Genomic DNA, 19,118 nt, shown 5'->3' with positions numbered 1-19,118 from the left:
TCCATCACTTAGTTTTTAGAGATCAGGTTTACAAATAAACGGTAAGCTCCGGGCACACCTGCAGGCAGCTCTCTGAAAAAGGCCAGAGAGGTGTATACAAACTTTCCTTTTCCATATGGCGCCACCAGCAGAGATCCGTTGCTGGAAGGCTCCCCGGCATCATTCATGCCCAGTATAGGTACATAATGGGAGTCGATCTGATCTGCAAAGTACAAACCACGCTCCTGTATCCATCCATCAAAATCTTTTGCCGTAATTTTATTCGGGAAATTCAATGAAGGATCATTTGGGGCCAGAAAGCTCACTTTTGCCTGCTCGTCTGTAACCCTGTCGCGCGAAAGCCTGAATGGATAAGGGCCGATATTGTTTGTTTTTAAACTGCCGTTCACATTATACTGGACAAGCATTGTACCTCCGTTTTTCACATATTCCATCAGCCTGGGCTGCATACCGCTCAGCTGTTCGTTGATATTGTACAGCCTGACACCCGTAATGATCGCATCATATCCCGAAAGGTCGCCATCGATTACTTGTTTCTCCGTCAGCCAGGTCACGTGGTAGCCGATTTGTGTCAGCGATTCAGGAATGAGATCCCCCGCTCCCGCAATGTAACCGATGTTCATACCGGAGAACTTCAGGTCTGCACGCTCCACTTTGGCTTCAGCAATGGGGAACAGCGTTTGCACAGGGATATGGTCGTAAGCCAGGACTTTAAGCCCCTGGTTATACGTCTTGCCTTCTACAGTTGCCGAGATTGACAGCTTACCTCCGGACACGTTGCCCGCCGGCGTCACCACAAACTCCAGGTTTTGTACATCGCCTTTTGTCTTGAGGTCGACATCAGCCTTTTCAGGGGATACCTTCCAGCCTGCAGGCAGTTCAGGCCTGATCACAGCTTTCAGCTGGTCCTTAAACGCTTTCAGCTGCACAGTAATTTTCTTGGCTGTGTTGTTACTGAACACAAAAGATTTCTCGGTCATGGTTGCCGTTACCGGAGGTGCTACCACCAATGGCTGATACAGTTCTCCCTTTACAGGATCAGTACGTTTATAAACTATAGGGCGGGTGATATCGATAAATTGTTTTCCAAAACTGATCCTGAAGACCCCGGCCTGTGGAGCTGGTGCTTCGGGCATGCCCAGATGTGACAGTGAATCGATCATATAACTCCCGATAGGATGTGTCTTTTTTAACCAGTAAGGCTGCGTGATGCCTATAGATTTTGCAGGTATCGTTACGGTCTGTGTTGCCATCTGGTTTGGCAGCAGCTCTGTTACCTTTCCGCGGCTCCTATCCTGCAGCGTAATTTTCATTGGAAAGTTTTTTCCCACCCGTGATATCGCACTGATCAGTACCGGAATGGATTCATCCAGCGCATAGGCAGGTTCAGGGGCCACAGTTTCCAGCCAGATGCCCGCACAGGCAAGAATCAGCTCATCCAGCTGCTGATGTTTAAAGGGCAGGTTTTTCACCTCCTCTTTCAGATCCAGTAATGCAGGGATAGATTTTGAGGGATCTGTAACGTCGTAGGAAGTATAAATCGCATTCAGCAGTTGCTGGGCCTTTGCGGTTCCCTTGTTTCTGTCCAGTTTGAAATCCAGACCTTCAAACAGATCCGTTTTGGCGGCATCACCTGCTACAGGACTAAAAAACTCGATGGATGAGCCCCGCTGCAATGAAGAACCAAAACCCTGACTTTTATGGTTGGAGCGGCTCAAGGCTGCGATTTCTCCATAACTTTTACCCAGAAGGGGATTGAATGTTCCCACATCCAGCTTTAGCTGATCGTCGGCAGTAGTATTACCCCCGCCTCCAAAGTTGAAGGTATTCCAGACAATGCGTTTAGCCTGCCACACTTTAACCTGTTTAAGTTGCTCAGGAAAACGTTTGGGATCTGCGGCTGCAGCAAAAGCTTCCCTGGCGAGGATGGCCGAAGCCTGATGGTGGCCATGACCGGCACGTGCATCTTCAGGAAAACGCGTGATGATCACATCCGGTTGAAAATTGCGGATCACCCATACCACATCCGAAAGGATCTGTTCCTTGCCCCATATTTTAAAACTCTCTTCAGAGGTCTTTGAAAATCCGAAATCATTGGCGCGACTAAAAAACTGTTCTGCCCCATCTGTACGCCTGGCTGCGAGTAGCTCCTGCGTACGGATCAGCCCCAACAGGTCTCCCTGTTCGGTACCGATCAGGTTTTGTCCCCCATCACCTCTGGTTAAGGATAAATATCCGGTACGGACTTTCCTTTCCCTGGAGAGATAGGTAAGCAGGCGTGTATTTTCATCATCAGGGTGTGCAGCAATATATAATACACTGCCAGTGACATTTAAGCCTTCGAGGCCCTGCCTGATCTCAGCAGCATTCAGCTGCGTTGAGGCCTGGGCTTTCACAAAATATGGCACAATACTCAGGAAGCATAAAAACGGAATACGGTAATTCATACAGCAAGTTTAATTGCCGAAAATAATTAAAATTACTCAAGCAACAGACATCCTGCCCTGAACTAACGTAACAATACTATAGAAAAGCCTACAAGAGGATTTTGCTGCTGAATTCCTTATCGATAGTGATATATCCGGGATATTTGATCAGTGCACCGGCAACCATGATACTTGGTTTGATCTGTAACGTTACCAATCCTTTGCGATCTCCTCCACGCAGGAAGTCAGAGATCTCAGACATCACCTTATTATTGGAAATAAACTGGTAAACATTCACGTTTACAGCAACCGGCACTACTACAGACTGTCCTGCAGCGATGCTCACCTGGCGGTCTACAAAACCTTCGGCAAGCTCCTGGTTATTGATTAAAACTTTATATTCAAACTGATTGATCGCTGCCAGGTTGCCTGCAGGATTCTCAATTTCCATATTGAGTGTTGCACGCAATGGCACATCCTTTCTCAGCAGTCCAAAAGCCAGGGCAGGTAAACTCCCCAGGTTAATATCCTGATTGTTCATCAGACGCTTCACATCGGTTCCGGCAACAGAAATACCACTGGCTGATATCACCCTGTACCTGCATTTTTCCAGGGCTTTGATCTGCTGCGCCTGTTTGTTCACTCCGCAACCAAACAGCGTTACCGCTGCTAAACATATAACCAGTAATTTTTTCATGATCTGAGGATATTATTCTATGACACTATAACGGTCAAATATAGAATTATTGCCTTAATATCCTCTTCTTGATCTTGCAGTACTTCTGCTGATCAGTTTATCGAAGCTGATTCCACCGGCACCGGAGATGAGCAGTACCACATAAACGAGCAGGTAATGCAGCGCAGGTTCCTGTTTACTGATCGGATCACCGGCATGTACAGTGAGCAGGGCTACCAGCATGGTGATCATCAATGGTATGACGGCCAGCCTTGTAGCCAGACCAAAAGCAAGCAGCAATGAGCAAAATACTTCGGCAAATACAGCAAGTACCAGGGAAGCGGCTGGGCCGAAACCAAAGGGATCAGCAAACTGGATTTCCCCTCCGTCCAGCAGTGTATTCAATTTAGGAAGTCCGTGGGTGAGCATCAAACCGGCAATACCGATCCGCAACAACAACAACGCTAGGTCTAAACCGCGGTGATTATAGTTCGTAGTAAAGATTCTGTTCATGATCTTATAACATCAGTCCAAACATATATGTTTAAATAAAAATGACATTCTCCCAAGAATTGAAAAATAAAAAGAGACTTGCAGCGTTGGGGCATCAATTGAAGTATATGGTTTGTGCTGTCCAATCCTGAGGAAGAGGAAGGCTTTGGGATCATATGTTGTTTAGGTATTGTTCTTGTATTGGTCGTATTTCGTTTTGTGTCGCGATATTCTTCGGATATGGTTGGTGTATAGTTGGTATATCAAACGGATATACCAACTATACACCAACCATTAAGGAACTATATCCCAGTATTATAGTAACACAAAACGAAATACGAACGAGATACGAACAAAGTATACAAAAATACAGCACTTCAGAGTCTGTCTATTCCTAAGTAAAGTTTACATAAAGGTATTCCAGTAGAGGACAGATAGTATCTTATAAACAGCCTTAGAAGACCTTCAAAAGGCCTTTTTTAGGCCTTCGGTAGTCCAAGGGGCTATCCAACCCCTAACCAAGGCCTTAGCAATGCCTAAGAAACGCCTAAGAAACGCCTCTACAAGGTACTACAAGGGCTTTTTTGGGGAGCCACAAAAACAAAAAAAACACCAGCAACATTTAGCTGCAGGTGTTCGATATTTTCTATTTCCGGATAGATTCCGGAATGCCGGAAATTTAGTTTTGTGCTTCTTCCAGTTTCGCGATATTCCTGTAAGGGAATGAATTGAAAATATGGCGGCGTGCAAATCTGCCCGGAGAATCAGCATTCACCAGTTTCACATAAATCGCTCTTGGAACTTCAAAATACTCATAGGCACTTCCGTCCAGGAAATACACCGTCAGGACAAGCCCTGCCCATTTGTAATCAGCAATACCACAAGTAGCTGTAGTTGCTGTATATTCTTCAATTGAAAGCGCAAGCGTTTCAGGGGCAATACTTACCAGGAAGTGGTAAGCCTCAATGATCTCTTTACTTTTTACTTCTGCGGCTAATTTAGCTTCATCGCTTTCCTGAAATTTATCCGGATGATATTCCTTCATTAAATTTCTGTAAACAGACTTTAACTCTTTAAGTTCGGCATCTTTCTGAACACCCAATAATTTTCTGTAATCAACAATCTTCTTCATAATGTATTTAAGGGCAATAACTGTTTGTGATTAACAGGCTGAATGGCAGCATCAACCGAAGGATCAGGGAAACATTTTTGCAAAGGTACAATTTTAAAAATGAAACAAAGATTAAGGTTATGTTATTGATCTTTAATGACTTTTTAATATCCCTTTAATCCGGCTTTAACTGGCTCATTTTAATTTTGATGATAGCTAAAATTTCAGAAAATATGTATAATACAACATTACTTGCTGCCCTGGGCACGCCGGAAATCCTTGTCATCGTAGTCGTGGTCCTGCTCCTTTTCGGTGGAAAAAAAATACCTGAGCTGATGAAAGGACTGGGACAGGGAATCAAAGAATTTAAAGACGGTCAAAACGGACGTGAATGAGTTTGGAAATAGATAGTTACCTTTACGGTTCAACTAACACCACTCGGCCAATGTTTAAGATCGGATTAGCAGAAGATGACGCCAAAATAGCCAGCCTCATAAAAACCGGGCTGCAGGAGCACAATTACAGCGTAACCACTATTGCTGATGGCGCCCTGGCTCTGGATGCCTTTCAGGAAGAAGCCTTCGACCTGATTATTCTGGATGTCATGATGCCGGGAATGAATGGTATTGAAGTATGCCGTCAGCTGCGGGAACATAACAAGGAAGTACCCATACTGATGCTGACAGCACTGGGATCCGTAGACGATAAAGTACTCGGACTAAACTCGGGAGCCGATGATTACCTGGTGAAACCTTTTCACTTCAAAGAGCTGCTGGCACGCATCGAAGCCCTGCTGAGGCGTCATGCCCCGGCCTTTACACAGCAGAAAAACCTGCTCAGTTACGCAGACATTGTGCTGGATACCTACAGCAAAACCGTACAGCGCAGCGGCAGAGACATACAGCTTACCGCAAAGGAGTTTACGCTTTTAGAGCTTTTCCTCAAAAACCCAAACCGCCTGCTTTCACGTCAGTATATTGCCGAAAATGCCTGGGATATCAGTTTTGATACCGGTACCAACGTGATCGATGTATACGTGAACTTCCTCAGGAATAAGATCGAAAAAGGTTTTGACACCAAACTGATCCACACCAAGATCGGCATGGGTTACATCATGAAATAAAAAAAAACATGAAGATCAAAGACCGCCTGGCCCTGTATTTCACGCTGATCAGTACGCTGACGCTGCTGTGTGTACTCGCTGCGGTATATTATTCTTTTGGCAAGGTCATGGAAACCGAGTTCTTCGACCGGCTGACAGACCGCACAATGGTTACTGCCAAGCTGTACCTCAAAGCCGATGAGATCTCCAGTGATGCCCTCAACGAAGTGCGTGAACAATATCTGGAAAAGCTGAACGGCGAGGTGATCCGCATTTACAACGAGCGCAACCGTCCCGCTTTTATTGGGGACGACCAGCAATTCTGGACCAACGAAACCATCAATCTCGTCAGGCAGCAGGGAAAAGTTCGTTTCAAAGATGGCAACAGTCAGGTAGTAGGGATCTTTTATAAAGATAACCAGGGTGATTTCGTGATCATTGCTTCGGCAACCGACCGGGGCACAGAAGTAAGAGTCAGGCAACTGCTCAGGGTCATGGTGATTGTATTCATCATCATCTTTATCGGCCTGCTGGCCTGTGCACGCTGGATCGCCGAAAGGATCCTGGCTCCTCTCAATACCTTTATCGAACAGGTGAAACTGATCAAATCCAACAACCTTCATTTCCGTGTGGAAGAGGGGAAAAACAAAGATGAGATCAGCCTCCTTTCGCAGAATTTCAATAATCTCATGGAACACCTGGAGCAGTCTTTTATCCTCCAGAAAACATTCGTTGCCAATGCCTCCCATGAGCTGCGCACACCCGTTACCAGGATGATTATCGGCACTGAGATTGCCCTCTCCAAAGAACGCGAACAGCAGGAATATGAAGCAGCACTGCAGTCGGTGCTGGAAGATGCCGAGAAACTGGAGAATATCATTTCAGCCTTACTGAACCTGGCGCAGGCCGACCTGGAATATAGTTACTCAACAGCTGAAGATATCCGGCTGGATGAGCTGATCTGGAAACTGCAGACAGAATGGAACTACAAAAAAGGGGCTAACCAACTACAGGTAGAGATGATCAACATGCCGCTGGACGATGAGTCCTCGCTGATCATCAGGGCGAACCCCACGCTACTGCAGATTGCGCTCGACAATATCATCAGCAATGCTTTCAAATTTTCTGATAACCAGCAGGTGAGCTGTGTAATGGAAATGACTACCAGTGGCATAATCCTGACGATCAGCGACCGGGGTGTCGGTATCAGTGAAGATAAACTGGAGGAAATCTTCAAACCCTTCTACAGTTCATCCGGCAAAGCCGAACATGCAGGCAATGGAATGGGCTTATATATGGCTCATAAAATCATCACTTTGTTCGGTGGAAAAATCAGCGTTTCGTCAACAAAAAACAGCGGAACAACCTTTAAAATAGCCTTTTAAGCATTTTAATTGGTTTTTAATAAGCCTTTAATACCCCTTTAATTCCCCCGGATTAGATTTGTTTAAAACAACAAGTCAATGATCACTCCCTCACTGAAACTTTATCAGTTTATCCTCTGCATCGCCCTGCTAGGTTTTGCAGAAAAATCTGTAGCGCAGTCGGCCGATACGCTACAGCTTACCCTGCCACAGGCCGAAAAACTCTTTGTACAGAACAACTATCAACTGATTGCCCAGAATTATCAGACAGATCAGGCAAAGGCCGATATTATCACTGCAAAATTATTTGATAACCCGACACTAAGCGGAGAAACGCAGCTGTACAATTCTGAAAATAAAAGGTTCTTCCAAACATCTCTACCAAACGGGCAGTATAGTGCATCCATCTCCCAGCTTGTAAAACTTGCCGGTAAACGCAACAAAAATATACAACTGGCTGCTGCAGGTGTTAAAATGGCCGAGTATCAGTATTTCGACCTCATGCGTACCCTGAGATATAACTTAAGGTCTAACTTTTACAAAATCTATTATGCACAGCAAAGTGCCAGGCTCTACCAGGAGCAGATCAGCTCGCTGCAGCAATTATTGTCGGCTTCAGAAGCACAGCTGAAAGCGGGTAATCTGGCGGTTAAAGATGTCATCAGGATCAAGTCGCTGGTATATACCCTGCAAACGGAATATACCAATCTGGAGAATGATATAGAGGACATGGAGACGGAGCTCAAACTGATGACGAATCTTAAGGCAGACAGTAATATCAACCTTGTGATGGACCCCGCAGAAGAGCAAAATTATCAGCTGGACAAAACTGTATATACCGGTTTACTGGACTCTGCACGTAACAACCGGGCCGATCTTAAGCTTACCCAGAGCGGTATCACTTATGCCGAAAAAAGCCTGATGGTACAAAAAGCAATGGCAGTGCCTGATGTGGAAGTTTCATTGGTGTACGATCTGCAGGGAAGTCACCCAAACAACTATACCGGACTGGGTTTAAGTATTCCCTTACCACTATTCAACAGAAACCAGGGTGAAATCAAAAAGGCGAAGATTGCGATCGATGCCGGCAAGAATGCATTGAACCAACAGGAAGCAACTTTAGAAAACGAAGTGTCCAACAGCTATAAAACGGCCTTGCACACGGAAAACCTCTACCAGGGCTTTGACAAAAACTTTAATACCGACTTTGATAAACTCATCACCGAAGTGATCAAAAACTTTAGAAACAGAAACCTCAGCCTGATCGAGTTTACTGACTTCTACGATTCCTACAGGCAGAATGTGCTGCAGATGAACGATATCAAATATCAGCGTATGAATGCCAAAGAAGAAATCAATTATGTCACCGGTTCTACAATCTTTAAATAACCCTACAATGCAAACCCAACTAAAAAAACTCAGTATGCTTACGCTCAGCATCCTGACTACCGCTCTGATTTTACAGGGATGTGCTGAGCACCCGAAGGAACAACCCAAAGAAGATAAATTTGTGCTGACAGACTCGCTGCTGAACAGACTGCTGATCGATACGGTGAAAGATCCAAACAGCGAAACCGACCTGAGCTTTTCTGCCAAAATAGCTCCCAATGAAGAAACTACAGCGAGGATATTTCCTATGGTGAGTGGCAATGTTCGCTCTGTGCCTGTCAAACTGGGCGACCATGTTTCCAAAGGTCAGGTGTTGGCTACACTGGGCAGTCCGGAAATGGCCAGCTTTGATAAGGATGCGATCAGTTCTTCTGCCGAGCTGAACAACGCAAAGAGAAACGTCAAACTGGCGCAGGACATGTATAACAGCGGTTTATCCTCTGCCAGGGAGCTTGAAGAAGCCAAAAATGATTTCCTGGTAAAACAGGCTGAAGACAGACGCAGCCGTGCCGTGCTCAACCTCAACGGAGGAAGTACAAATGGCAGTTATACGCTGAAAACTCCGATCTCAGGTTTTGTGATCGAGAAAAATATCAATAACAATATGACCATCAGGCCAGACAACAACCAAAGTCTTTTTACCGTGGCTGACCTTTCCAATGTATGGGGTATTGTCAACATTTATGAATCTGATATTTCCAGTATACAGCAGGGTGATCCGGTTAAAATTTCCATCCTTTCCTATCCTGATAAAGTCTTCACAGGTAAGATAGATAAAATCTATAATGTTTTGGATCCTGATAGTAAGGTGATGAATGCACGTGTGGTGATCCCTAATCCGGGACTACTACTAAAGCCGGGGATGATGGCTACGGTACAGATTGCAGCGAAAACAAACAGCGATCTGCCATCAGTAAATGTGAACACCATTGTGTTTGATGAAAACAAAAATTATGTGCTGGTACTGGATAAAGTAAAGAAAGTACGCGTACAGGAAGTGACCATCGAACGCCAGTCGGGCGACACTGCTTATATCAGCACTGGCTTAAAAGCGGGCGACAGGATTGTGGCTTCGAAGACGGTATTCCTTTACCAAAGTCTTAAAGATTAATTTTCAGTACGCCAGTTTAAACTCATTGTAATGAACAAATTCATTAAATCGATCATAGGTTTTAGCTTAAAAAATAAGTACTTCATATTTTTTGCCACGCTCGTGATGATCGTTGCAGGCTATCTCAGCTTCAGGAGCACTACCATAGAGGCATTCCCTGATGTCACCAACACCAATATTACCATCATTACCCAATGGCCGGGCAGAAGTGCGGAAGAAGTAGAAAAGTTCGTAACGCGCCCGCTCGAAATTGCCATGAACCCTACAGAGAAAAAGACAAGTATCAGGTCTTCTTCTTTATTTGGGCTCTCCATTGTGAAGATCACCTTCGAAGATGATGTGGATTATGCATTTGCACGTGTGCAGGTGAACAACCACATGGACGATGCAGATCTTCCTGCAGGGGTTTCCCCGGGCATACAGCCCTCATCGGGACCTACCGGAGAAATCTTCCGTTACACGCTGAAGAGCGACAAAAAATCTGTCAGAGAACTGAAGACGCTGCAGGACTGGGTGGTAGAAAGAGAGATTCTTGCTGTACCGGGTGTAGCTGATGTGGTGAGCTTTGGCGGAGAGGTGAAAACATATCAGATCACCGTAGATCCGCAGAAATCTATCCAGTATGGGGTTACTGCCAAAGAACTTTTTGATGCCGTATCCAAAAGCAATATCAATGTAGGTGGGGATGTGATCACGCAGGCTGGTCAGGCCTATGTGGTACGTGGTATAGGTGTACTTAATAACATCGACGAGATCAAAAATGTGATTGTTGATAATATCAATGGTACTCCTGTATATGTAAAAACTATCGCTGAGGTTACTGAAAGTGCATTGCCTCGTCTCGGACAGGTGGGCAGGGACAATGATCCCGATGTGGTAGAGGGTATCGTTGTGATGCGCAAGGGCGAAAACCCTAGTGAGGTGCTGAAACGCCTCAAAGAAAAAATTACTGATATCAATGAAAACATCCTTCCTTCGGATGTAAAGATCAATACTTTCTATGACCGTGAAAACCTGGTCGATTATGCGATCCACACAGTGATGCACAACATGATGGAAGGAATAATCTTCGTAACTGTTATTGTATTCCTTTTCATGGCAGACTGGCGGACAACACTGATTGTATCCATCATCATTCCCTTGGCCCTGCTTTTTGCTTTCATCTGTCTGAAGCTGAAAGGCATGTCTGCAAACTTGTTATCGATGGGGGCTATAGACTTCGGGATTATCATAGACGGTGCCGTCGTGATGGTTGAGGGTATATTTGTCGCCCTCGACCACCGTGCGGAAAAAGGGGGCATGGAGAAGTTCAATAAGCTCAGCAAACTGGGGATTATCAAAAGGGCTTGTCTGGAGAATGGTAAAGGGATCTTTTTCGCGAAGCTGATCATCGTGACCGGCCTGCTGCCGATCTTTACCTTTGAAAAAGTGGAAGGTAAGATGTTCTCGCCCCTGGCATGGACCTTGAGTTTTGCCCTGCTGGGAGCGTTGATTCTAACCTTTACCCTGGTACCAGCCCTGGCCAGTGTACTGCTGAAAAAGAATGTAAAGGAGAAACATAACTTTTTCCTGAAGGCCATACATAATGGAACACTCAGGATTTACAATGCTGCATTTAAAGCCCGCAAGCTGGTATTCCCTGTATCGATGATCATATTAGTTGCTGGTATGTTCAGCTTCAAATTTCTCGGTACAGAGTTTTTGCCAACCCTCGATGAGGGCTCCATATATGTCAGGGCAAGTGCCCCATTGAGCATCTCGCTGGATGAAACCAAAAAGCTATCCAATGAGATCCGTAAGATCTTCCTTCATTTCGATGAAGTAAAACAGGTGGTCTCACAAACAGGCAGGCCAAATGATGGTACAGATGCAACAGGCTTTTACAATATGGAGTTCCTGGTAGACATTTACCCAAAAGACGAATGGAAACGCCATGAAACCAAAGAGCAGCTGGTAGAGCGTATGCAGGAAAGACTGAAAGGTTATCCCGGTATTGCGCTTAACTTCTCGCAGCCGATCTCGGATAATGTGGAAGAAGCGGTATCAGGAGTTAAAGGTTCCATTGTGGTGAAGATGTTTGGCAACGATTATAATTACATCGAGAATGAAGAGGAGAAGATCGAGGCTATCCTTAAAACCGTGCCTGGTATCGAAGACCTGGGGATACTGAGAAATCTTGGGCAGCCGGAGCTGCAGATCAATCTCGACCAGACAAAAATGGCATTATATGGCGTCACTACTGAAGACGCGAATGCGGTGATCGAAATGGCTATCGGCGGGAAAGCCGCAACTCAGATCTTTGAAGGGGAACGCAAGTTCGACCTGAGGATCAGATATCCGGATTCGTTCAGACAAAATGAAGAATCGATCGGCAACCTGCGCATTCAGAGTTTATCAGGTGCTAAAATACCTTTGAGTGAGATCTCGACAATCAAAAAAGTAACGGGCCCAAGTATTATTTACCGCGACAAACATGAGCGTTACGGTGCGATTAAATTCTCTATCAGGGGAAGGGATATGGGAAGTACCATTGCCGAAGCACAGGCAAAAGTAAATGCGGCCATCAAACTTCCAAAGGAATATCGCCTGCAGTGGGCAGGTGATTTTGAGAACCAGCAAAGGGCTACTGCAAGATTATCACAGGCAGTGCCGATCAGTTTATTGCTGATCTTCTTTATCCTGTTTGTACTGTTTGGAAACATCAAAGATTCCCTTCTGGTACTCAACAATGTACCTTTTGCCATGGTGGGTGGGATTTTAGCCCTCCTGGCATCAGGAGTTAACTTTAACATTTCTGCCGGTATCGGCTTTATAGCGCTGTTCGGAATCTGTGTGCAGAACGGGGTGATCTTGTTAACAAGGTTTAAAACGAATATCGCAGAGCTGAAATATCATCCTACATGGACGTTCGCAGATGCGCTGAAAGATGGTATCGCTACGCGCCTGCGTCCGGTGATCATGACGGCCATGATGGCGGCTATTGGTTTGATGCCCGCGGCATTATCCACAGGAATAGGATCTGAGGCCTCTAAACCATTGGCTATCGTAGTTATTGGAGGCTTGATAACGAATACGCTGTTCAGTCTTTTTGTATACCCTATCGTATTTTACTGGGCATACCGCAAGAAAGTTGAACATATCGTAAATACAAGAGACGTTGGTTAGGGTTGTGTTTGCAGGATCAGGAAGGATTGGCAGGTTCTGAATGATCCGCGACAAACACTAAAGAGGGGTTCTGCGAAAGCAGGCCCCTTTTTATTTTGATAGCTTCCCGGGGCGAAAACAGATGGTCTGATCATTAAAAAGAAATCAGCCGAAACACTCCTACTTTAAATCTGTTACCTAAATATAAAACCAATATTATGGCAGATCTAGAATTACATAACCCGGAGTTTGACATCGTTATCAGCCTGGGCGGACAAAGCAAGACAATCACAGTTAAACCTGATGAAACCAGTGATGGTGTAGAGTATTACAAATGCAAATCCGGCGACGAGGAGATCACGCAGATCAGGCAGGATGAAGACCATAAATGGGAACAACTCTGGGGAGACCTCAGCGATGAGGAGGTTGCTGCAATTGGTGAGGCTATTGAACAAAAACAATAAACATGGAGACACATCATTCACATCTGAAATTACGCTCAGGTAATTTCTCGATAGAAAAACAGCAGCATGAAAATGTTGGATTAACGGAAAGGTTTGTTTCTGTGTTTGCCGGAGCAATCCTGATCAGTAAAGGGTTGAGAAACCCTTTCAAACCAAAACTACTGTATGGTGCATACCTTACTTACAGAGGTTTTACCGGGCGTTGCTTACTTTATGAGCAGCTCGATATCGATAGTACAAAACCGCAGGCGGTGAACATCCGCGGGGAGTTTGTGATCGACCGCCCTGTTGCCGATGTATATGCCCATTGGAAAAACATCAATAATCTTCCGGGCAGCATCAACCAACTGCTCGATGTAAAGGTGCAGAGCGAAAAGTTATCGCACTGGAAAAGCAAGGTGCTCGGTCATCTGCTTCCCTTAAACTGGACTGCAGAAATTATAAAGGAAGAAGCTGGTCACCTGATCGGCTGGAGATCTGCAGCGGGTTCAGTACTGCAGCATGTAGGTAAAGTGGAGTTTGATGCAACGCCAGACGGAACGGGTACTATCCTTAAGATTGTGCTTTCCTATCATCCGCCGATCGGAGGAGTTGGAATAGGCCTGGCAAGATTGTTCAACCCTGTGTTTGAACAGCTGCTCAGCAAAGAAATAAAGACCTTTAAACATGAAATAGAAAGCCCTGCCCACTATTAACGGCGGGACTTTCTATCTTTATTAACGTGATGCCAGTGCAATACCGCCGATAGCGACAGCAAGAATCATAAAGGCATAAAATGCGATGACAATAATGGTGATGATGCCATAGAATTTAAAATATGATTTCATCTTCCCCATGGCGACCGACAAACTTGGCTGATCTGCATATAAAACGGCCTGATTGGTAGCGGATGAGAACTTATTCAACAGATAGCTGGGATAGAAAATGAATACCGCAATCATCAGGTACATGATGGTGAGTCCGGCGGCACCAATTTTCATGAGTGGGCTGTTGGGGCTTACGGCAGATACACTATCCAGCACTGCGCCGGCGCTAAATGCTCCGATGGCCGTCATACCGGCGAATACAAATCCTACGATAGACAAAAATTTTGCCCATTTTGCAGTTTCATACAGATAACTGCGTACATCCTCTGAAATCCATAATGCTTCTACTTCATCTTCATGAGGGGAAACCGGATCTATTTCTTCAAAGTTGTCCATAATGTTGAGATAGATTATAACGTATATTAATTTGTTAAACATAATGAATATTTGGGTGTGCCGCAAGTTTCTTGGCTCAGGCATTTAAAAAAATTGATACCTTTGCGGCAAATCAAGAAAAAAATCATTCATGGCATTACAATGTGGTATAGTTGGTTTACCAAATGTTGGAAAATCTACCCTATTTAACTGTTTATCAAACGCAAAAGCTCAGGCTGCGAACTTTCCTTTCTGTACTATTGAACCTAACATCGGTGTCATTACTGTACCTGATGAAAGGCTTACTAAACTGGCAGAACTGGTAAAACCAAACCGTGTGGTTCCCAATACAATTGAGATTGTGGATATCGCCGGATTAGTGAAAGGTGCATCTAAAGGTGAAGGACTTGGAAACCAGTTTTTAGGAAATATCAGGGCTACCAATGCGATCATACATGTTTTACGTTGTTTTGATGATGGCAATGTGATCCACGTAGATGGTTCAGTTGATCCTATCCGCGACAAAGAAATTATCGATACAGAACTACAGCTTAAAGATCTCGACACGGTGGAAAAACGTATCCAGAAGGTGGAGAAAATGGCTAAAACTGATAAAGAAGCAAAACGTACCTTCGATGTTCTGAGTGTGCTGAAACCACATTTGGAAAGTGGCAAATCCGTACGCTCTGCTCCTCTTGAAAAAGATGATTTTGAGTTTATTGAAGGCCTGGGTTTACTTACTCAGAAACCTGTGATGTATGTATGTAATGTAGATGAGAATTCTGTCATCAACGGAAATGCATATGTTGACCGTGTGAAAGAAGCCGTTAAGGACGAAAATGCCGAGGTACTGATTATTTCTGCAAAAATAGAATCAGAAATTGCTGAACTGGAAAGCTATGAAGAGCGTCAGGAGTTTTTGTCTGACCTTGGACTTGAAGAGTCTGGTGTGAATAAACTGATTGTAGCAGCCTACCGCCTTCTTGACTTATATACTTACTTTACTGCAGGTGTGCAGGAAGTTCGTGCATGGACAATTACCAAAGGTTTTACGGCACCACAGGCTGCCGGTGTGATCCATACCGACTTCGAAAAAGGTTTTATCCGTGCTGAGGTAATCAAATATGCAGACTTCGTGACTTTAGGTTCAGAGAACGCATGTAAAGATGCCGGAAAACTGGGTGTAGAAGGAAAAACATACGTAGTGGAAGATGGCGACATCATGCACTTCCGTTTTAACGTTTAATACGAGCAAACCCGCTTCTGCCATCATGGCGAAAGCGGGTTTAAATTTTACTGGACATGACTGAATATGCGCTCATCACCGGTGCCAGCAAAGGCATAGGAAAATCCATTGCCCTGCTGCTTGCAAAAGCTGGTTATAACCTGTTAGTGGTAGCGAGATCAGCATCCGCACTGGAAGAGCTTTCTTCCCAAATTCAAAAGGAATACCCGATTGAAGTATCCTATCTGGCTATCGATCTCTCAGATCCTGTTGCCAGCGAAATGGTTTCCAAATGGTGCTCGTCCAAAACTTCAGCTTTAACGATCCTGGTCAACAATGCAGGCTTTGGACTTTGGGGTCCCTTTGCCGATCTGCCTCTTGCTGAGCAGATGAATATGCTGCACCTGAATGTCAGCACGGTAATTGAGCTGAGTCACCACCTCCTGCCTCTGCTCAAACAGCAGAAACAATCCTATATCCTGAATGTGGCCAGTACGGCCGCCTATCAGGCGCTCCCTACCCTGTCCATCTATGCGGCTACAAAAACATTTGTGCTAAACTTTAGCAGGGCGATCAGGTATGAGCTGAGAGATTCATCAGTAAGTGTAAGCTGCCTCTCTCCGGGTCCGACAGATACCGCATTTGCGAGTCGCGCCGGATTGGATGTCTTTGCAGATCTTGCAGAAAAATTTAATATGACACCAGAGGCTGTGGCACAGGCCGGACTCAAAGGCATGTTCAGCAAAAAGGCCGAGATTATCCCGGGCTTCACAAACAAGGTTTCCTCATTTTTTGCAAGACATATGCCAAAGGCTGTGGTTGAGCGGGTTGGCGCCGGCTTATATAAAAAATAATTTTTAAAAAAAATTTGTTTGGCTAAATATTTTGCTACATTTGTATTGTCTACTAATTAAGTAGACTTTATTTTAAATGGCAAATCACAAACATATCTTCAGCGCATGTCCCATGCGAATGTCCTTTACCCAAAAGGCTGTTTGTTGCTGTTGTTGCCATTAATCTCTATTCCCCTTATTGATTAATCCTACATCCTCCAGGCCCCTTTTGCAGGCTTAGAGCATTCTTATTCTATTCATTCGTATTTAAAAATTACAGTCATGGACAACTTATCTATAAAATTTACCCTGGGCAGCGAAATCACTGCAGAGCAGAAAGAGTTTTTTAACAAAAATGGATTTATCCATTTCAAAAATTTCATCAAAAAGGAAACTGTAGCTGATATCATTGAGGCTTCCGAACAGGTTCAGCAGCAATGGATCGACGAGCAAAAAGTTAAAGTGAACGGGATACCTGTCAAATATGGTAAGGACCTGGACGGCTCGCCGATCGTACAGCGTTTTGCTTTTATCAATCAGCACCACCCCTTGTTTGAAGGACTAACGCATGACCCGCGCTTTGAAATCCTGCTGGATCTGATCGGTCCGGGAGCAAGACTTGGCACCGAAGAAAAAGACGGCATGGTGCTGAACCATTATGTAAATGGTGTTGACAGCAAGTTTACACAAATGGGCTGGCATACTGACGGCCTGCGCGATATCTTTCAGGGAACGAAGCTGAATCCGATGCTGAATGTGGGCACCCACCTGAGTAATGTAAAACCAGAGAACGGCGGACTGAGGGTATTACCGGGAACGCATAAACAAAGTTTATACAACATGTTATTCAGGAAGAGGTATTTTCTTGACAATAAGGCGGACCGCGAGGAAATTGCGATTGTCCCTGATGCGGGCGACCTGACTATTCATGACGGAAGGCTCTGGCACCGTGTGGCGCAATCTGCCGTGACAGGTGAAGAGAGTCGCAGGAGGGTAATTTACCTGCCAATAATTGCAGGCAGGTTTGAGCCTAAAAACGAAAAAAGCCCTACAGCATTTTATCAGCGTTTTGCAGGTTTCGTTAAATAATACGGCGATGATCATTGGATTAATAATCACCTATCTCGTACGCACAGGGAAACTTGCTTTGATAAAAAAAACTATACATAGATACCTATATATATAGATATCTATGTATAGATATATTGATATGTCTTTATAATAATACGCCTGTCAGGAACATCACTGCGACTGAGAAATAGATAATCAGTCCGGTCACGTCTACCAGCGTAGCAACAAAGGGAGCGGAAGAAGTTGCCGGGTCGGCACCCAGTTTCTTTAACAGGAGCGGAAGCATTGATCCCGCAAGAGAGCCCCACAATACTACACCAACGAGTGCAATACCTACCGTTACCCCTAGCAATGCCCAGTGTGGCCCGTAGAGGTCAGAGAAGAGCGTCCAGGTAAAGATCCTGAGGAAACCTATTGTCCCGAGAACAACTCCTAGCATCAGCCCGGAGATCAGCTCGCGTCGCATTACCCGCCACCAGTCGCCAATAGTAATTTCTCCCAGTGCCATCGCCTGAATAATCAGCGTTGAAGCCTGAGAACCGCTGTTTCCTCCACTGGAAATAATCAGGGGCACAAACATGGCTAGCACCACGGCCTTGGCGATATCTGCTTCAAAATGCGCCATCGCTGTTGCGGTTAACATTTCTCCAAGGAAAAGCACCACCAGCCAGCCGATCCTTCTTTTGAAAAGTCCAAAGATCGGCATATCCAGATAAGGCTCATCCAGTGCCTGGGTACCTCCGATCTTATGCATATCTTCTGTATACTCTTCATTGGCTACCCAAAGGATATCATCTACGGTAACTATTCCAAGCAGTACATTATTATCATCCGTAACCGGAAGGGCAACTCTGTTGTTCATTCTGAAAACATTGATGGCTTCTTCCTGCGGATCGTTTGCATTTAAGGCAATGGAACGGTTATCCGTGAGGGCTACAACAGGCACACCCGGATCGGCAAGGAGAATCTCCCTGATCCTGATATCGTCAAGCAGCACACCATTCTCATCAATCACATAGATCACATCGATAGTTTCAGAATCTTTACCATATTTCCTGATATGCTCCAAAACCGTTTTAACAGTCCAGTCTTTTTTAACAGCCACATAATCCGGCGTCATCAGACGGCCAACACTATATTCGTTGTATCCCAGCAATCCAAGGGCCTCCACCCTGTCTTTTGCTGGCAGAAGGATAATCAGTTTTTTTACGGCATCGCCCTGCAGTTCAGAAAACAGGGAGGTCCTGTCGTCCGGAGGGAGAAGATTGATCAGTTCAGCAAGTTTTTCACCGGGAAGCTTTTTGATAATCTTCTCCTGGGTTGGGAAATCAAGTATCCTGAAAACATTTACAGCTCTCTTAATAGATAAGGTATCTATAAATGTAACTGCGTACTGTGGAAGATCGTCTATCAGGTGTTCTACATCAGATATGTTGAGTGCATCTAAATAATCTCTTAATTCTCCTTCAACATTCCGCTCAATTATCTCGATAACCTCGTCTACTACCTTTTCTTCCATAAATACGCTT

Annotated in this window: 17 protein-coding genes; 11 read left to right on the top strand and 6 right to left on the bottom strand. The window is 44.8% G+C overall.

The features are described from left to right. Positions 1-8: 8 nt before the first annotated feature. The 4 genes from OQY15_RS13235 to OQY15_RS13220 all read right to left on the bottom strand — a co-directional run bounded on the left by OQY15_RS13235 (position 9) and on the right by OQY15_RS13220 (position 4,726). The gene (locus OQY15_RS13235; protein ID WP_265792243.1) at positions 9-2,447 is read right to left on the bottom strand and encodes a PIG-L family deacetylase; all 2,439 of its coding nucleotides are present in this window, start codon (positions 2,445-2,447) and stop codon (positions 9-11) included. Between the two features lie 88 nt (positions 2,448-2,535). After that, entirely contained in the window at positions 2,536-3,123 is a 588-nt protein-coding gene (locus tag OQY15_RS13230) for a hypothetical protein (RefSeq protein WP_265792242.1), read from the bottom strand. Positions 3,124-3,177: 54 nt separating this feature from the next. Beyond that, the gene (locus OQY15_RS13225; protein WP_265792241.1) at positions 3,178-3,615 is read right to left on the bottom strand and encodes a DoxX family protein; all 438 of its coding nucleotides are present in this window, start codon (positions 3,613-3,615) and stop codon (positions 3,178-3,180) included. 658 nt (positions 3,616-4,273) lie between these two features. Then, complete coding sequence (locus OQY15_RS13220) at positions 4,274-4,726, bottom strand: KTSC domain-containing protein (RefSeq protein ID WP_265792239.1); 453 nt, start codon at positions 4,724-4,726, stop codon at positions 4,274-4,276. 212 nt (positions 4,727-4,938) lie between these two features. Between OQY15_RS13220 and tatA the strand changes: the two genes are divergently transcribed. The 8 genes from tatA to OQY15_RS13180 all read left to right on the top strand — a co-directional run bounded on the left by tatA (position 4,939) and on the right by OQY15_RS13180 (position 13,974). Further along, a complete protein-coding gene (gene tatA / locus OQY15_RS13215) occupies positions 4,939-5,100 on the top strand; it encodes a twin-arginine translocase TatA/TatE family subunit (protein ID WP_265792238.1) in 162 nt (53 codons plus the stop codon). A 50-nt stretch (positions 5,101-5,150) separates the two neighbouring features. After that, positions 5,151-5,828: a response regulator transcription factor gene (locus OQY15_RS13210; protein ID WP_265792659.1), complete on the top strand. Its 678-nt coding sequence runs from the start codon at positions 5,151-5,153 to the stop codon at positions 5,826-5,828. An 8-nt stretch (positions 5,829-5,836) separates the two neighbouring features. Continuing rightward, entirely contained in the window at positions 5,837-7,192 is a 1,356-nt protein-coding gene (locus tag OQY15_RS13205; protein WP_265792237.1) for an ATP-binding protein, read from the top strand. Between the two features lie 78 nt (positions 7,193-7,270). Further along, a complete protein-coding gene (locus OQY15_RS13200; RefSeq protein WP_265792236.1) occupies positions 7,271-8,560 on the top strand; it encodes a TolC family protein in 1,290 nt (429 codons plus the stop codon). Between the two features lie 7 nt (positions 8,561-8,567). After that, positions 8,568-9,671, top strand: coding sequence for an efflux RND transporter periplasmic adaptor subunit (locus tag OQY15_RS13195; protein WP_265792235.1), 1,104 nt, complete (start codon positions 8,568-8,570; stop codon positions 9,669-9,671). A 30-nt stretch (positions 9,672-9,701) separates the two neighbouring features. Further along, the gene (locus OQY15_RS13190) at positions 9,702-12,836 is read left to right on the top strand and encodes a CusA/CzcA family heavy metal efflux RND transporter (RefSeq protein ID WP_265792234.1); all 3,135 of its coding nucleotides are present in this window, start codon (positions 9,702-9,704) and stop codon (positions 12,834-12,836) included. A 197-nt stretch (positions 12,837-13,033) separates the two neighbouring features. After that, positions 13,034-13,279, top strand: coding sequence for a hypothetical protein (locus tag OQY15_RS13185; RefSeq protein ID WP_265792233.1), 246 nt, complete (start codon positions 13,034-13,036; stop codon positions 13,277-13,279). Positions 13,280-13,281: 2 nt separating this feature from the next. Further along, the gene (locus OQY15_RS13180) at positions 13,282-13,974 is read left to right on the top strand and encodes a YgaP-like transmembrane domain (protein WP_265792232.1); all 693 of its coding nucleotides are present in this window, start codon (positions 13,282-13,284) and stop codon (positions 13,972-13,974) included. Between the two features lie 21 nt (positions 13,975-13,995). On the opposite strand, the gene OQY15_RS13175 is transcribed toward OQY15_RS13180, so the two are convergent. Further along, the gene (locus tag OQY15_RS13175; RefSeq protein WP_265792231.1) at positions 13,996-14,481 is read right to left on the bottom strand and encodes a hypothetical protein; all 486 of its coding nucleotides are present in this window, start codon (positions 14,479-14,481) and stop codon (positions 13,996-13,998) included. Between the two features lie 130 nt (positions 14,482-14,611). Between OQY15_RS13175 and ychF the strand changes: the two genes are divergently transcribed. From ychF to OQY15_RS13160, 3 genes are all read left to right on the top strand, one after another. After that, positions 14,612-15,706, top strand: a complete 1,095-nt coding sequence (gene ychF / locus OQY15_RS13170) for a redox-regulated ATPase YchF (RefSeq protein ID WP_265792230.1) — start codon at positions 14,612-14,614, stop codon at positions 15,704-15,706. Positions 15,707-15,762: 56 nt separating this feature from the next. Next, on the top strand, positions 15,763-16,539 hold the full coding sequence (locus tag OQY15_RS13165; protein ID WP_265792229.1) for an SDR family oxidoreductase: 777 nt from the start codon (positions 15,763-15,765) through the stop codon (positions 16,537-16,539). Between the two features lie 261 nt (positions 16,540-16,800). Further along, positions 16,801-17,607, top strand: a complete 807-nt coding sequence (locus tag OQY15_RS13160; protein ID WP_265792228.1) for a phytanoyl-CoA dioxygenase family protein — start codon at positions 16,801-16,803, stop codon at positions 17,605-17,607. A gap of 127 nt (positions 17,608-17,734) precedes the next feature. Here OQY15_RS13160 and mgtE read toward each other — a convergent pair whose 3' ends face one another. After that, positions 17,735-19,108, bottom strand: coding sequence for a magnesium transporter (mgtE, locus tag OQY15_RS13155; RefSeq protein ID WP_265792226.1), 1,374 nt, complete (start codon positions 19,106-19,108; stop codon positions 17,735-17,737). Positions 19,109-19,118: the final 10 nt, after the last annotated feature.

This window comes from Pedobacter sp. MC2016-15, from assembly GCF_026239695.1.
Lineage (GTDB): Bacteria > Bacteroidota > Bacteroidia > Sphingobacteriales > Sphingobacteriaceae > Pedobacter.
This window is presented reverse-complemented; position numbering and strand designations above follow the sequence as displayed.

Excerpts from the sequence above, each read along its gene's own strand:
- OQY15_RS13220 (WP_265792239.1), bottom strand. The coding sequence starts at position 4,726 with ATGAAGAAGATTGTTGATTACAGAAAATTATTGGGTGTTCAGAAAGAT.
- OQY15_RS13210 (WP_265792659.1), top strand. The coding sequence starts at position 5,151 with ATGTTTAAGATCGGATTAGCAGAAGATGACGCCAAAATAGCCAGCCTC.
- ychF (WP_265792230.1), top strand. The coding sequence starts at position 14,612 with ATGGCATTACAATGTGGTATAGTTGGTTTACCAAATGTTGGAAAATCT.
- OQY15_RS13195 (WP_265792235.1), top strand. The coding sequence starts at position 8,568 with ATGCAAACCCAACTAAAAAAACTCAGTATGCTTACGCTCAGCATCCTG.
- OQY15_RS13200 (WP_265792236.1), top strand. The coding sequence starts at position 7,271 with ATGATCACTCCCTCACTGAAACTTTATCAGTTTATCCTCTGCATCGCC.
- OQY15_RS13230 (WP_265792242.1), bottom strand. The coding sequence starts at position 3,123 with ATGAAAAAATTACTGGTTATATGTTTAGCAGCGGTAACGCTGTTTGGT.
- OQY15_RS13175 (WP_265792231.1), bottom strand. The coding sequence starts at position 14,481 with ATGGACAACTTTGAAGAAATAGATCCGGTTTCCCCTCATGAAGATGAA.
- OQY15_RS13180 (WP_265792232.1), top strand. The coding sequence starts at position 13,282 with ATGGAGACACATCATTCACATCTGAAATTACGCTCAGGTAATTTCTCG.
- OQY15_RS13225 (WP_265792241.1), bottom strand. The coding sequence starts at position 3,615 with ATGAACAGAATCTTTACTACGAACTATAATCACCGCGGTTTAGACCTA.
- OQY15_RS13235 (WP_265792243.1), bottom strand. The coding sequence starts at position 2,447 with ATGAATTACCGTATTCCGTTTTTATGCTTCCTGAGTATTGTGCCATAT.
- mgtE (WP_265792226.1), bottom strand. The coding sequence starts at position 19,108 with ATGGAAGAAAAGGTAGTAGACGAGGTTATCGAGATAATTGAGCGGAAT.
- OQY15_RS13205 (WP_265792237.1), top strand. The coding sequence starts at position 5,837 with ATGAAGATCAAAGACCGCCTGGCCCTGTATTTCACGCTGATCAGTACG.
- OQY15_RS13190 (WP_265792234.1), top strand. The coding sequence starts at position 9,702 with ATGAACAAATTCATTAAATCGATCATAGGTTTTAGCTTAAAAAATAAG.
- OQY15_RS13185 (WP_265792233.1), top strand. The coding sequence starts at position 13,034 with ATGGCAGATCTAGAATTACATAACCCGGAGTTTGACATCGTTATCAGC.
- OQY15_RS13160 (WP_265792228.1), top strand. The coding sequence starts at position 16,801 with ATGGACAACTTATCTATAAAATTTACCCTGGGCAGCGAAATCACTGCA.
- OQY15_RS13165 (WP_265792229.1), top strand. The coding sequence starts at position 15,763 with ATGACTGAATATGCGCTCATCACCGGTGCCAGCAAAGGCATAGGAAAA.
- tatA (WP_265792238.1), top strand. The coding sequence starts at position 4,939 with ATGTATAATACAACATTACTTGCTGCCCTGGGCACGCCGGAAATCCTT.